We start from the raw sequence: 13,973 nt of genomic DNA on the forward strand, positions 1-13,973 counted from the left end.
CGTCAAAGCACGTATTGTTGCTGCGTCAGGAACTGTTTCCGACACAAAACCACACATGGGAAAGCTGATGGGCTTCGACACTGCGTTGGAGCGACAAGCTGAAATCGCGCCTACTGCAATGGAGAAACCTATGTCGGTATCGATGGATACATCCGTCTCTGCTTCAACAACGCCAGACCTTTCACAAGTCACTGGCAAGGCCGTCGTCAAACACACTCGCGAGGCACCTGCTGCGCCTTCTTTCAATGATCAGCGTGCTGCCCATGTCAACTTCCCGACCACGCAAAACAAGGCCGGGCCGGTGTTCGATCACCATCAGCCGGCAACAACCGCGGCTGATGTGCTTGGCCATCAACACAACCCTCCCGGGCTGCATCACTTACTGAGCCAACTCAAGCGCTGGCTCAGTCATTGGTTCCTGGGGCATCGGCCGCCCATGCATCCGGGCTGCAGCAACCCGCCGCCAAGGCCCAACCCCGGGGCAAGCAATCCACCGCCGCGCCCCGACCCTACTGCAGGGGGTAGGCCTTATCCGGTCGCCCCCGGCAGGCCGGATCCGCAATACTCATTAAAGAGTAACGAAGAGTTGGCGCAGCAATTGCGCGACAGCTTCAACGCGTTTAGAGATCCAAATAACCCTGGGTCTATCAGCGTTGACAGCATTCTTGCGATGGCGAAACGAGGATGGTCACCTAACCCGGTCATGAGGGAAAACGCCCGCTTGGCCAATGAGCTGCTGCGACGTCCGGAGCTGATGGCGGCGCTTGACCGGGACGGTCGCACCGGTGCGTTGAATGATCTTATTGATTGGACAAGCCTGAACGCGGTTATCCAGGGAGATAACTACTTCAAGTACAAGACTGACAAGGAATTGGCCGCTGAAATGCTCGAGCATTTCGATGAACTCAAGGATGGGAGCGGCGGGCCACACCTGAAATTCAAAGACTTGAGGAAACTCGCAAGTCAGGAGCTCACAGGCGATGCAGCCAAGGATCACCTGATCCAATTGGCCCAGGCAGTCATGAAACGGGGCGACCTGCTCAAACTGTTAGATAACCTCGTCAGTGCCGACGGTGATGGAAAGATCCGTCGCAAAGCATTGGCCTTACTGTCGCAATAACCCGCCTTCAGGCGCTGTGCTGCGAAAACGGCGCCTGATTCAATCATTTAAGGAACGGCTTACGCTTATTTGCCACATAGGTGGTAACTGCGGTGGTGCATTGGCCCACTGCTTTTCAGATTTCGCCTGAGGGAAAACACATGACTTCAACTTCGTTTAATTCCTCCCAATCCTGCCGCCTTGAACTTCTGCAAAACACCCAGCAAGTAAACCCTGCGCTGTCCGAGAAGGGCGGAGTATCAGAAGGTATGCCCACTGCCGCGCAGGAATATGTGGCCCAAGCCCGCCGCATGAAAGCGTTTGCCGGCGAGCGAAAATTTCAGGCGCCCGTTGCGGATGATTTTTCCCGGGGCATGTTGGCTGACCGCCAGGTCCCAGTGGCCCGCGCTGATTCACTGAAAAGCACCGGGCTGATCAATAGCCTGGCGACGTGGTGGCGTAGTCGAAAGTCAGGTTGATGCTGCCTTGCCTGGGCTTTTACATATTGTCATTGGTATTCGCTGCTCATCCGGAACTGCCGTCTCCCTCCAACCACACATGAGGTGCTTGTCCGAGTGGAATCCATTCGTTGATCTTGTCATTCCGACACAGGTCACCAAGCGGATATGCATCTGAATAGAGTTGGAGAAAACCCATGAAAATCGAGGGTGTACTACCTCCCGGTCGGCCTCTCGCCCCTGGCGGGTCAGCTGCGCGAGCAACGACGCTATCACCGGTCACTTGGCAGGAAGCTTCTTCCGTGCCGGAGCGAGGGATCTCTCGCCAGCCCACTCTTTTGCGCGGAACGTTATCCGCTCTAAGTCATCGAGACCTACAGAACTTCCCCGCTGAACGGGCGAGCAGTTCCCTGCCGGGTGAAACTTCAACGGACAAGCAATTGGCAAAGGCCCTTGAAAAAGCCTTTGGCCTGTTGCACCCCTTCCTTAATGAGGGGCGCTTGACCTGGATGTCATTGCAGCGGATCGCCGCTCAACCCATGGGTGAAAACGAGGCACTGGACGGCGCCATTCAGGTCGTCAGGGAAATTCTCAAGCGTGCGCGGTTAAGCGACACCATCTTCAGCCGCGACGGCGATATCACGCGTGACAGCCTCAGTGCGGCAGCCCAGGCTTTGCATGGCAACAGCTCGGCGAGTGTGTTCAGCCAGGATCCGTTTCATACCCATGGCAACGCGCAAGTGGTGCAAGCGCTGCAAAGCCAGTTTGAACAGTTGAGAGACAAGACAATGGACCGCACCTTCCTGTTCGAACAACACCAGTACGTTGAGATTGCCAAGCTCAAGGCGGTCATGCAGGACCCTTACGAAGTTGATCAGAAGGGCAGCCCTGTACTGGACACGTCTACCGGCATGCCCAGGCCCCAATACAGTGAGTTGTGTGTCTACACGGCGAAGAACATTATCGAACGCCCAGGTTTGCTGCCTTCATTGGAACGTGCCAACGGCACACGACTGTTTGGCCCACCCCACAAAGAGGGGTGGTTGAGCAACAAAAGCCTCGAGCGCTGGCGGGAGCAGGACGATGCTCGCAAAGCGCGCTGACTGCCGGGCCTATACCTTGAGGATTTTGCCGCTGATGGCCACGGCTGCCAGCAACACCGCAATCAATACAAAGGCGGTGCTCAGGCTGCTGCCATGGGCGATAAAGCCGATTACCGCAGGGCCGGCGAGAATGCCGGCATAACCGAGCGTGGTGATGGCCGGCACCGCAATATGCTCCGGCATGACCTTTTGTTTGCCGACGGCGGTGTACAGCACCGGCACGATATTCGAACACCCGGCACCCACCAATGCGTATCCAAGCAATGCAGTTTCCCAGGCGGGTAATAGCGTCGCGATGAGCAGGCCGACACACGCCAAGGTGCCCCCGATCACGATCACTCGCGTTGCCCCCAGGCGTCGGACAATGGCATCACCGGTCAAACGCCCAGCGGTCATGGTCAAGGCAAATGCCGCGTAGCCAAGGCCGGCGTAAGCTTCATCCAGGCCGCGCTCGGCACTGAGGAATACCGCACTCCAATCCAGCACGGCACCTTCGGCCAGGAACACGATGAAACACAGGCAACCGATAAACAACACCACACCATGTGGCACCGCAAAAGCCGGGCCGGAGCTTTCACTGCCATAAGGCAGGAGGTGCGGTGCGGCCTTGAGCAGCGCCACAACCATGATAGCCACCACTACCAGCGTCGCCTGCAGTGGCGACAGGCCCAGGCCCAGCAATCCGGCAACCCCCGCTGCGCCGACGATGCCTCCCAGGCTGAACAAACCATGGAAGCCCGACATCATGGTTTTACCACTGGCGCGCTCGACAATCACCGCTTGCAGATTGACGGTGGAATCCACGGTGCCCAGGCCCGCGCCGAACAGGAACAACCCTGCGATCAACAACGGGATCGAACTGACAGTGGCCAGCATCGGCAGGGCCAGGCAGATCATGAGCGTCCCTGCGGTCAGTACGAGACGGCAGCCGTAGCGCGATGCCAAGGCGCCTGCTGCCGGCATCGCGATGATCGAGCCAACTCCCAGGCACAACAGCAGCAGGCCAAGCGTGCCTTCATTCAGATCTGCGCGCGCTTTGGCATACGGCACCAAGGGCGCCCAGGCGGCGATACCGAAGCCGGCGATAAAGAAAGCGATGCGCGTCGACATCTGCTCCAGCCGCCCGGGAATTACGGGCGCAGGGGTGGGGATGGCAGTCATGAAAAGTCCTTGGTTTTGCGTTCATCGAGCGATGTTCAGTGTCACATCCTTGCACATCAGGCCCTCTGGAGCGAGCCGGGTTCCCTTCGCGTTCGGAATCAAAAATACGGATCGAGAAAATTATTTTTACAAAGCCGGAACGCTTTGGTGGCTGATAACCACACAGGAGTGATCGAGCCTGTAGGCGGTGGTCTGGAAGGTGTGTAATCCTCGTGAGGGTGGCTGAACCCCAGGTTTCTTGCGACGGATTACCACCTTCCAGACCACTTCCCACAGGTTGGAGGTTCTGTAATACGCTTCCCCTGTCCGATAACGTTGGTGGGCAGATGTCAGCTGTTTCTTCGGAACTTGGTTATTCAGATATAAAATCGCGTAAGAATTTTCTTGTTGTTCTTAGATGTCTTATTGGCTGTATGTCTTGCTTTATAAGCGACACTTCCATCCTCGGTGTACGAAACTTCTTTTTTATTGGGTAAGCGCCGAAAAGCGCGGGAAATCGCTAAGCTTTAGTCTGTTCAGGTGCTTTTTTTCGCAATCCACCCGGTATTGGCGAGGGAGAGTCGTTCAGTTGAAAAGTTGATGGCGGGTAACAAAGGATGGTTAACGCGTTTGTTTCGTCACGTTTCAAATTAGTTCTTTCAGGTATAACTACAGACTTTCAGGTAGTGGCATTCAAAGGCACTGAAGCCCTCGATCAGCCTTACTTCATACATGTGCAACTGGTCAGCGAAGACCCTTCCTTCGATTTGGAGGCGCTGCTTCATCAACCCGCCTATCTGGACTTTGGCGAAGCGGAGCAGGGGCTGCATGGGCAGGTCTACGCCATCGGTCGAGGTGACCCTGGCGTGCGGCTCACCCGTTATCACCTGACCCTCGCCCCGCGCCTGGCCTGCCTTGCCCATCGTCGCGACCAGCGGATATTCCAGCAACGCAGCGTGCCGCAGATCATTGCAACGGTCCTTGAACACCACGGGATCCTTGCCGACGCCTATGCCTTCGAGCTTGGACCGGTGGTGTATCCACCGCGGGTGTTTTGCGTGCAGTACAGGGAATCCGACCTGCACTTTATCCAGCGGCTGTGTGAAGAGGAGGGTATTCACTACCATTTTCGCCACAGCGTGGATAACCATCTGCTGGTATTCGGTGACGACCAGACGGTATTTCGACGGCTGGCGGTACAGCGTTATTGCTCGTCGGGTGATCCGGCGCTCGAGACCCGGGTGGTCCAGCGCTTCGACCGGCGTTTGCAGACACGCAGTCAGCGAACCGTGCGTCGAGACTATGACTTTGAGCATCCTTCGTTTTGCCTGCAAGAACAGGCCGGTGCCAAAACGGCAGAACCATGGGAAGACTATGAATGCCCCGGTGGTTTCACCGGCCGTGCCCGGGGGGCGCAACTGGCGCGGCGTGGCCTGGAGCGCCATCAGCGTGATCGCCATCGGGTGTTGGGCAAAAGCGATCAACCCGCGTTACGCAGTGGTCACTTTCTTGAACTGTGCGGTCACCCGGATCCAGCGTGCAATGACTTATGGTTGCTGACGTCGGTGCGTCATGAGGGCTACCAGCCGCAGGTGTTGGAAGAGTCGGCATTCGAGGCCGGCGGGTTTCAGGGCTATCGCAACCGATTCACTGCAACCCCCTGGCGCGCAGTGCATCGCCCGGCCCTCAAGCACCCCAAGCCGACGATCAGTAGCAGCCAGACCGCAACGGTAACCGGGCCCGTTGGAGAGGACGTGCATTGCGATGCCTATGGGCGGGTGAAGGTGCGCTTTCATTGGGATCGCCTGGACAAAAACGACGATACGAGCAGCTGTTGGCTGCGGGTGGCGTCGGGCTGGGCCGGTGACGGATTTGGCGCTCTGGTCATTCCCCGGGTAGGCATGGAAGTGCTGGTGAGCTTCCTGGAAGGCGACCCGGACCAACCTTTGGTCAACGGCTGCCTGCCCAATGCGTCGCACTTGCCGGCTTACCCCTTGCCACAGCACAAGACACGCACGGTACTGCGCAGCCGCAGCTCCCCAGGCGGTAGCGGTGGCAATGAGCTGCATCTGGAAGACCGCAGTGGCGAAGAGCTCATCTACCTGCGCGCCCAGCGTGACCTGGAACAACGGGTGGGGCATGACAGCCGCCTGGAAGTGGCAGGGGAACGGCATGAAGTCATTCGGGGAACCAGTACGGTTCGATTGGAGAGTGAGGAGCGTCGCCATATTCTCGGTGCTCGCAAGGTCGTGCTCGAGGCGCATGACCACCTCGACGTACAGGGCGATAGCCTGACCCGTGTTGCTCAGACCCTGGTGATCGAAGCCGGGCAACAGGTTCATCTCAAGGCTGGTGCCAACCTGGTGATTGAGGCGGGTGCGCAACTGAGCCTGAAGGCTGGCGGAGAGCACCTGCTGATTCAGGCCGGAGGTATTTTCAGCAGCCGGCCCATCATCCTGGGCGGTTCACCGTCCGCAACGCGCTCGGTAACACCCCCGCCAGTTGCCCGCGCGCAAGTTTCTGCAGCGCAAGGCGTCATCATGGATTTGGCTAAAAAACTGGGTGCGGACTTTTGCCCCCTGTGCGAATGCTGCCGCGAAGGTCAGTGCGATATTGCGGGGAGGGCAGCTTGATGGACAGCCTGGTCACTCGATGGATGGCCCGACAACAGCAACAAGGCTACCACCTATGCCTGATGCTTGAGGGGAGTCATGAGGCTAGCCAACCGCTGCTGGCAGGGCGCGACCTGTCGCGTTATTGCAAGCTCTACAGCGAGACCGATGCGGCGCAGTTGGCGAGTTCTGGCCCGCTGATCCTATTGCTGGAACAAATGAATGAGCCTGCACTGATCGACCTGCTGCAACATCCCGAGTCGAACTGGGGATGGCTCTTTAGCCTATCCGCTGCCGACTTGGCGGGTGCAACGCGACATTGGCGCGACAGGCTGCTGGTGGGGCCGACGGGGCAGCGGGCGCTCTATCGTATTCACGACAACCGCACCCTGGCCCGCGCCTTGCTCCATCTATCAAAGGCGCACTGGCCGGTCTATCTCGGGCCGCTGGTCAGCGTGTGCTATTGGCATGAAGGGCGCTGGCACCAAAGCGAAAACCCTGCTCCGGGCGATTATTCGGCACCGGATCCAGCGCCCTGGCTGGATACGCCAAACCCACAGGCCGAAGCCATCCTGCACGCCAATATCCTGCGTTATCTGCTCGCGGAGCACAGTGAGGACCTGGCGGCATTGGTCGAATTCCAGGACCCCAAGGTCTGGCTCAGCCAAATACTGGAACAGGCGCGGACCTGGCAATGGCGCAGCCCCGAGCAGTTGGCGTTCCTGGTGGTGCGCCGGTTGGAAGAGACGATCCGAAGCAGCGTTATTCATTGGCCGCCTCGGGCTGGGGAAACACCTGAAGTGCATTTTGACCGGGTCGTGGAGCAGTGGCACAGGGAGGTGGGAAACGGTGAGTAGGTGGATGGCAGCGGTGTTGCTTGTTCTTGGGGGCGCGGGGATTCCGGGGTGCGCGGGGCGGGTGGTGGATAGTTTTACATTGGAGGTGGATTTGCCGGCCCAGTTTGAACTTAAAACTGCTGCCAATTACCGACCTGCGACGGGTGAAAGCTGCGTTTTACCCAGGCGTCGAGGTAAGAGACCAGAGCGAAAAGTCTTTTTCACGGAATACAAACCGGTAGCGAGCAGGATTAGCTATGAACTGCCGCTGGCTGAAACGGTAGAGGGTTGCCCGTTGGTACTGCGCAGTGTGGAGTTTGGTTTTTATGCGAAGTGGGGCGCGCGGGATACAGATGTGGGGGGGGATGATGCCTATATCTCTATTAGCGATCATCTGGATATACCTGGGATGCAGGAGAAAGGAGTGAAGGAGCTATCAGGTCAGTGTCAATGGTTGTTTCGGACAGTAGGTCCCTTTCATGCAATCAGGAAAATCCTCCAGTGCCGTTCGGTTAATTCGCTAGGACAGTTGCAGACAACACGCGTTGGTGGAACTGCACAGCGCGATCAACTGCGGGGGAGAACCCTCAGGGTGATGCTAAAGATGACTGATGAGGAACGCCCCGCTTTTGGCGATAACTGGGTCGCTGTTCCAGGAGGGTGGAAACGCTGCAAGGGTATAGATTTTGCCGATCTGGATGCTTACTGCAATGGCAATAACACCGATTTCAAGCCAATAAAAATGCCGGATGGCCGCATCTGCAATATTTATCCAACGTGTGAGTGATAAGGAGTTAAGCCATGTATTTGGACGCAAGGACGCGATCCTTTTTCAGCGACAGTGCGCCAGCTTGTTCATTGCGAGGGCACTGGGTCAGCTTTTGCCTGGTCGATGAGCTCGGGGTTGGCGCGACGTATGGCGGCCTGCCATATACCGTCCGCGACAGTGTAGGACAGCAGTACAAGGGTAGATTGAATGGAGAAGGCTTTGCCAAGCTGGAAAATATTAATAGCGGCCCCGTCATCCTTGTTTTTGATGACCTGTATTCAGGAGCAGGGCAGCCATATCGTCGGTTAATGATGCGACCGACCTATCAGCTTCCAGTTACCGAGCTTCAAGTTCGTGCTGAGCAGACTGGATTTGCTATGGCCGATGGGCGTCGCGTTGAGGCTAATCCTGCACAACAACAAGCCAACCAATTCTACCAAGTCGAAGTCAGGGATCTAGTACGCCATGTTGCCCACTTACCTGCGATAACGCCTCGTGCCCATAGTCCCAAACGTCATGTACTGAAAATGATGGCCGACCTTGGATTCGGCCCACCCGAGCCAACGTTGTCAGGTATCGTACTGTTCCCCAACAACCACACTGTCCTCGAAGTACGACCACTACGGGCGTTGCGCCCAATGCTATGTATTGAAGACAGATTCAGTGCCCTGAACCTGTACCAGCTCGCATTGTTTGCCGCGTTGAGTTATTGCGATTTTGGGCAGGAACCCTCAGAAAGGCCTTTGCATGAAGTCCGGTTTCCGCTGTATCCAAGCGTTGGAAATTTATTCGCTGAACAGCTTTCGTTGTATCACGAAGCCTGGCGAATTGACCCGAAGCAAGTGCAGCGTTTTTATCCGCTCTATGAAGAGGTCCCTTATTCCAGCCGTTTCGAAATCCTGCCATTCGATCCTGAGTTGTATCCCCAAAACCGACCGGAACTGAAGGAAGAACAGGAGCACCCTGCGCGCTTGCACTTTTTCGATGACGAAAAATTCGGCACCGACACCCAGGCTTTCATCACTCACCACGATGAGGTAATCCTGATCGCTGTGCGAGGAACCGTCAGCCGTGCCGATGTGCTACGTGACGCAGACGCCCATCAGGTAGCGTTTGCCGAAGGCGTTGGAAAAGTGCATGACGGATTTTATCAAGCCTACCGGGCTATGCGTGATTTCGTATTGCGATACCTTGATCAGTTTCACACCGGCCAACGCATTGTAATTTGCGGCCACAGCCTCGGCGGCGCCATTGCATTGCTGTTGGCCGAAGGACTGCGCCGAACGCCGGACGCCCACTACAACATCCTCCTTTACACCTATGGGGCGCCCCGTGCCGCTGACTCCGAATTCACTGCCGGCGCTTCATCACTGGTCCACCACCGCATCGTCAATCACAACGACCCCGTGCCTAGTGTCCCCGCCCCGTGGATGAACACCACCGCCAAACTCTGGATACCCGGTGCCATCACCTTATTCAGTGCTCCTGTACCCGGTGGCCTGTTGTTCGCCGCCGGGTTGGTGCGCATGGGGGGCAACCCCTATCAACATCATGGTGAACAACATCACTTCATGCCGATCACGCTCCCGGATGGCACCCATTCTTCGGTGTTATGGAAGCCGGGCTGTGAGTCCATCGAAGAGGCGGGTTGTAATCGCGCATTGCAACTGCAGGGCGACATGCCCGACCGCGACAATCTATTGAGGCAGCTTTTTCAGGCCGGTCAACACTTCATGACCACCAGCTACATCCCTGCGGCCTGGGCTACATTGCGGCGCTGGCAACAAACCCTGGATAGCCAAGGCCCCTTGGTGACTCCAAGGGAGTTTGAGCTGCTCGACCAGGCTCTTGAGGACATGCGCGCGCAACTGCGGGCCAAACGGCGTGACCTCGCCCGTCTACGCCCTGCCAATGATCGCAGCCATGAAACCAACGATGCCTTGAACGCCGAGATCGACCGTTTGCACACCAGCCGTGAGCGTCTGGCCAGCCTGCGCTGGCGTCGCCTTCAAGCCCGCGATGTCTACGGCAGTCATGCGGAGGCTACGCACCTGCACGCCAGCCTCAAACGCTGGTTCAGCCACCGTGAGAATCGCGAGCCTGCTCAATTTGCCAGCATCCCACCGCCTTCCCACGATGATCTGGCAAGGGCGCAAACACTGGATATCGACTCCATCGTCTAGCCACCGGGTTACATAAACTCCACCTGTGCCGGTTGCCGCTTCATCAGCACCTTGCCATTGCGGATCGAGTACAGCGGCAGGCCCTGGCTACGAATGACTTCGTAGTCGCTGTCGGCCGACAGGATCAGCAGGTTGGCAGGGCGGCCGGCTTCCAGACCGTAGCGGTCACCCAGGGCCATGGCCTTGGCACTGTTGTCGGTGACCAGGTCCAGCGCGCTTTGCAGGTTGCGGTAGCCGAGCATATGGCAGATGTGCAGGCCGGCTTCCAGCACGCGCAGGATGTTGCCATTACCCAACGGGTACCAGGGGTCGACGATGGAGTCCTGGCCGAAACACACGTTCATGCCGGCTTCGAGCAACTCGTTGACACGGGTGACGCCGCGGCGTTTCGGGAAGCTGTCGAAGCGGCCTTGCAGGTGGATGCTTTCGGTGGGGCAAGACACAAAGCTGATGCCGGAATGCCCCAGCAGGCGAAACAGTTTGGCGCAGTACGCGTTGTCGTAGGAGCCCATGGCCGTGGTGTGGCTGGCGGTGACGCGGGTGCCCATGTCGCGGCTGCGGGCTTCTTCGGCAAGTACTTCGAGAAAGCGTGAGTGAGGGTCATCGGTTTCGTCACAATGCACGTCCACCAGGCAACCGGTGCGTTCGGCCAGGTCCATGAGGAACTTCACCGAACTGACCCCTTGATCGCGGGTGTATTCGAAGTGGGGGATGCCGCCGATTACGTCGGCGCCCAGGCGAATGGCTTCCTCCATCAACTCGCGGCCATTGCGGAACGACTCGATGCCCTCCTGGGGGAAGGCAACAATTTGCAGGTCGATCAGGTGCGTGCTTTCTTCACGCACTTGCAGCATGGCTTTGAGCGCGGTGAGGTCCGGGTCGGTGACGTCGACATGCGTGCGCACATGCTGGATACCGTGGGCGGCGAGGGCCTGGATGGTTTTTTTGGCCCGGGCCTTGGTGTCTTCCTGGGTAATGGTGGCCTTGCGTTCCCCCCAGCACTCGATCCCCTCGAACAGCGTACCGCTCATGTTCCAGCGCGGTTCGCCGGCAGTGAGCGTGGCATCAAGGTGGATGTGGGGTTCGACGAAAGGCGGTATCACCAGGTTGCCGGCGGCGTCCAGATCGCCGGCCGCGAGCGTGGGAACGCTGGTTTGCGCAGTAATACTGGCGATCCGGCCGTGTTCCAGGTGCAGATCATGCAAGCCTTCACGGTTGCGCAGGCGGGCATTGATGATGTGCATGGTCAAGTTCCTCTTGGCTAAAAACAATCAGGCAGGCAGCCGCCGGATCCTCAAGGCGATATCGATGCCCCGGCGGTCATGATGCGTAGTATGGCGCTGAGCAACACGTAGGTCAGCGATGCGGCAACAATTCCCACCAGCGGCGCGACCCATGGCGAATTGAACGCCAGTACGGTACCCACCCCATACGCTACCAGACCCGGCCAGTTGAATGCCGGCAGGCGAGCATCCGCCAGGCGCGGGTATTGGCCCCCATAACGATAGAAGAAGTCCGCCATGATCACCCCGCCAATGGGCGGGATCACGGTGCCCAGCAGGATCAGGTAGGGCACCAGCAGGTCGTACATGCCAAGCAAGGCGAGCAGGGTGCCGATTACTGCACCGGCCAGGGTCACCGTTTTGCGGCGCTGGGTGCGCAGCAGGTTGCAACCGGCGACGGCGAAGTTGTAGATGGTGTTGTCCTGGGTGCTCCAGATATTGAGCAGCAACATCGCCATCGCGGCCATGGCGAAACCTTGCAGCAGTAAAACCTCTACCACATCCGGTTGCTGATAGACGATGGCGCCATAGGCGCCGATCAGCACCATCAGGCCATTGCCGATAAAAAAGCCGATCAGGCTGGCCAGCACCGCGACCTTGGCCGAGCGCGAAAACCGCGTCCAGTTAGTGGCCTGGGTCGCACCGCTGACGAAGGTGCCGAACACCAGGGTAATCGCCGTGGACAAGTCCAACTCTGCGGTCGGCACCACCGCCAGCAGCCCCGGTAGCCCGCCGACCTTCACCGTGGCGACCCACATCGACAGGATCAACAATAACCCCATTGCAGGCACTGCGATCCAGGACAGGATTTCCAGCCCGCGATACCCCACATAGGCAGTGGCGCAGAACAATAAGCCAAACACCATCATCAGCCCCAGCACACTGCCTGGGCTCAGTTGGAAATATTTGCCCAATACTACGGCCGCCGTGGCAGTGCCCCAGGCATACCAGCCGATCTGGGTAAAACCGAGGATCAAGTCGCTGAGCTTGCTGCCCACTTCGCCAAAACAGAAACGCCCCATCAACACCGAATTCAGGCCGCTCTTGAACGCGATGTAACCCAGGCCTGCGGCATAGATACCCAACAACAGGTTACCCAGGGCCACGACGCCGAGCATGTCGATGAAACTGAACGCCACCCCCAGCTTGCCGCCGGCAAACATGGTTGCGGTAAAAAAGGTAAAACCCAGCAACACCATGGCCGTGGACGCAAGGCCTTTGCGCGCATGCAGGGGGACTTCGCTGAGGGGGTAATCGTTGCCAGGTGGTTGCTGCGTCATGGGGGCTGCTCCCTGAGTAGTGACGCAGCTCGTTTGCATCGTGCGTGCCAACGCAGAGGCGGGTAGATATCAGCTAGCGCAAGCAAGCCCCTTCAAGTTACCCCAGCCCAATCCGGTGCAGAAGCAGTGCAGCGGTGAGCCAAACTGGCTCAGTCGAACAGCGTCTGCGTGGTCTCACCCCGATGAAACGCAAAGGCCGCCTCAAGATCACTTTCAATCGTGCGCCCGCGAGACAGGGGCGGCAGATCATCCAGTGTGAAAAAACCGACTTCGGTGGTTTCAAAACCTGCCATGGGCGCGAGTTGGTCCACCCGGTCACACAGGAAGTACAACTTGTAGAAATCCCTCACATCCGGCCGGTAAAAGCCCTTGGCTTTGTGCGTCACGCTGTATAACGTCCTTGCGGTGACCGTCAGCCCGGCTTCTTCGCGGATTTCCTTGACAATGTTCTCGGCCGCCGACAAACCGATGTCGGCATAACCACCAGGTAATGCCCAGCAGCCATCCGTCGACTCCCGTACCAGCAAAATCCGCTCACCTTCGATCACTGCACCGCGTACATCGATCATCGGCGTCGAATATCTCTGGGCAAAATCCGAGACCAGGCCGTTGATACGCTCCAGCGGCACGTTGCCCAATTGCGCCAGCATGGTGTGGGCGATCAGGGCAATTTCTTCCAGACGTTCGCGTTCGAAATCATCGGTGCAGAAATGCAGCCCCGTGGAAGCCAGTGCCTGCAAGCGCTTGGCGTGGGCCAGCCAGGTGTTTTCCATCACGTTCTCCTGTAGGCATTTCCAAAAAAAACCACCCGCAGGTGGTTTTTCCAACACGCTACCGCTTACTCGCCGCGATAGATGCAGCCGCTGGTGCAAGTCTCATGGATGCGGATTGCACTGAGCTCCGGCAGCAGAGGTTTCAATTCATTCCAGATCCACTTGGCCAGCACTTCGCTGGTGGGGTTTTCCAGGCCGGGGATGTCATTGAGGTAGTTGTGGTCGAGGCGCTCATAGAGCGGCTTGAAAATCGCCTTGATCTCCGAGAAGTCGCGAATCCAGCCGGTATGGGGATCCAGGTCGCCGCTCAGGTGGATGGCCACCTTGAACGAATGCCCATGCAGGCGCCCGCATTTATGGCCTTCCGGTACGTGGGGCAGGCGGTGGGCGGATTCGAATGTAAATTCCTTGAAGATTTCCACAGTGTTTTCAGCTCG

Annotated in this window: 12 protein-coding genes; 7 read left to right on the plus strand and 5 right to left on the minus strand. The window is 58.0% G+C overall.

Annotated elements, in window-relative coordinates; genetic code table 11:
- The first annotated feature begins 67 nt into the window (after nt 1–67).
- From E4O98_RS16455 to E4O98_RS16465, 3 genes are all read left to right on the plus strand, one after another.
- Entirely contained in the window at nt 68–1,120 is a 1,053-nt protein-coding gene (locus E4O98_RS16455) for a type III secretion effector protein (protein ID WP_248135725.1), read from the plus strand.
- Nucleotides 1,121–1,260: 140 nt separating this feature from the next.
- Nucleotides 1,261–1,578: a hypothetical protein gene (locus tag E4O98_RS16460; protein ID WP_032876842.1), complete on the plus strand. Its 318-nt coding sequence runs from the start codon at nt 1,261–1,263 to the stop codon at nt 1,576–1,578.
- A gap of 419 nt (nt 1,579–1,997) precedes the next feature.
- Complete coding sequence (locus tag E4O98_RS16465; RefSeq protein ID WP_228309674.1) at nt 1,998–2,660, plus strand: type III secretion effector protein; 663 nt, start codon at nt 1,998–2,000, stop codon at nt 2,658–2,660.
- Between the two features lie 9 nt (nt 2,661–2,669).
- Here E4O98_RS16465 and E4O98_RS16470 read toward each other — a convergent pair whose 3' ends face one another.
- On the minus strand, nt 2,670–3,821 hold the full coding sequence (locus E4O98_RS16470; RefSeq protein ID WP_248135726.1) for an MFS transporter: 1,152 nt from the start codon (nt 3,819–3,821) through the stop codon (nt 2,670–2,672).
- A gap of 596 nt (nt 3,822–4,417) precedes the next feature.
- Between E4O98_RS16470 and tssI the strand changes: the two genes are divergently transcribed.
- The 4 genes from tssI to E4O98_RS16490 are packed head-to-tail and all read left to right on the plus strand — an operon-like array spanning nt 4,418 to nt 10,200.
- Nucleotides 4,418–6,433, plus strand: coding sequence for a type VI secretion system tip protein TssI/VgrG (gene tssI, locus E4O98_RS16475; protein WP_248135727.1), 2,016 nt, complete (start codon nt 4,418–4,420; stop codon nt 6,431–6,433).
- Complete coding sequence (locus tag E4O98_RS16480) at nt 6,433–7,269, plus strand: DUF4123 domain-containing protein (protein WP_248135728.1); 837 nt, start codon at nt 6,433–6,435, stop codon at nt 7,267–7,269. Before tssI ends, E4O98_RS16480 begins: the two co-directional genes overlap by 1 nt.
- Before the next feature lie 4 nt (nt 7,270–7,273).
- Nucleotides 7,274–8,035, plus strand: a complete 762-nt coding sequence (locus E4O98_RS16485; RefSeq protein WP_248135729.1) for a hypothetical protein — start codon at nt 7,274–7,276, stop codon at nt 8,033–8,035.
- A 14-nt stretch (nt 8,036–8,049) separates the two neighbouring features.
- The gene (locus E4O98_RS16490) at nt 8,050–10,200 is read left to right on the plus strand and encodes a lipase family protein (protein ID WP_248135730.1); all 2,151 of its coding nucleotides are present in this window, start codon (nt 8,050–8,052) and stop codon (nt 10,198–10,200) included.
- An 8-nt stretch (nt 10,201–10,208) separates the two neighbouring features.
- On the opposite strand, the gene codA is transcribed toward E4O98_RS16490, so the two are convergent.
- The 4 genes from codA to queD form a co-directional block, all read right to left on the minus strand.
- Complete coding sequence (codA, locus tag E4O98_RS16495; protein ID WP_032876831.1) at nt 10,209–11,444, minus strand: cytosine deaminase; 1,236 nt, start codon at nt 11,442–11,444, stop codon at nt 10,209–10,211.
- Nucleotides 11,445–11,494: 50 nt separating this feature from the next.
- Nucleotides 11,495–12,763: a cytosine permease gene (gene codB / locus E4O98_RS16500; protein WP_078820844.1), complete on the minus strand. Its 1,269-nt coding sequence runs from the start codon at nt 12,761–12,763 to the stop codon at nt 11,495–11,497.
- A gap of 149 nt (nt 12,764–12,912) precedes the next feature.
- Nucleotides 12,913–13,536 carry an NUDIX hydrolase gene (locus E4O98_RS16505; protein ID WP_248135731.1) on the minus strand — a complete coding sequence of 208 codons (624 nt, stop codon included), beginning with the start codon at nt 13,534–13,536 and terminating at the stop codon, nt 12,913–12,915.
- 65 nt (nt 13,537–13,601) lie between these two features.
- Nucleotides 13,602–13,958, minus strand: coding sequence for a 6-carboxytetrahydropterin synthase QueD (queD, locus tag E4O98_RS16510; protein WP_003190259.1), 357 nt, complete (start codon nt 13,956–13,958; stop codon nt 13,602–13,604).
- Nucleotides 13,959–13,973 lie beyond the last annotated feature (15 nt).

Origin of the sequence: Pseudomonas sp. W2Jun17, assembly GCF_023127795.1 — a bacterium.
Classification (GTDB): domain Bacteria; phylum Pseudomonadota; class Gammaproteobacteria; order Pseudomonadales; family Pseudomonadaceae; genus Aquipseudomonas; species Aquipseudomonas synxantha_A.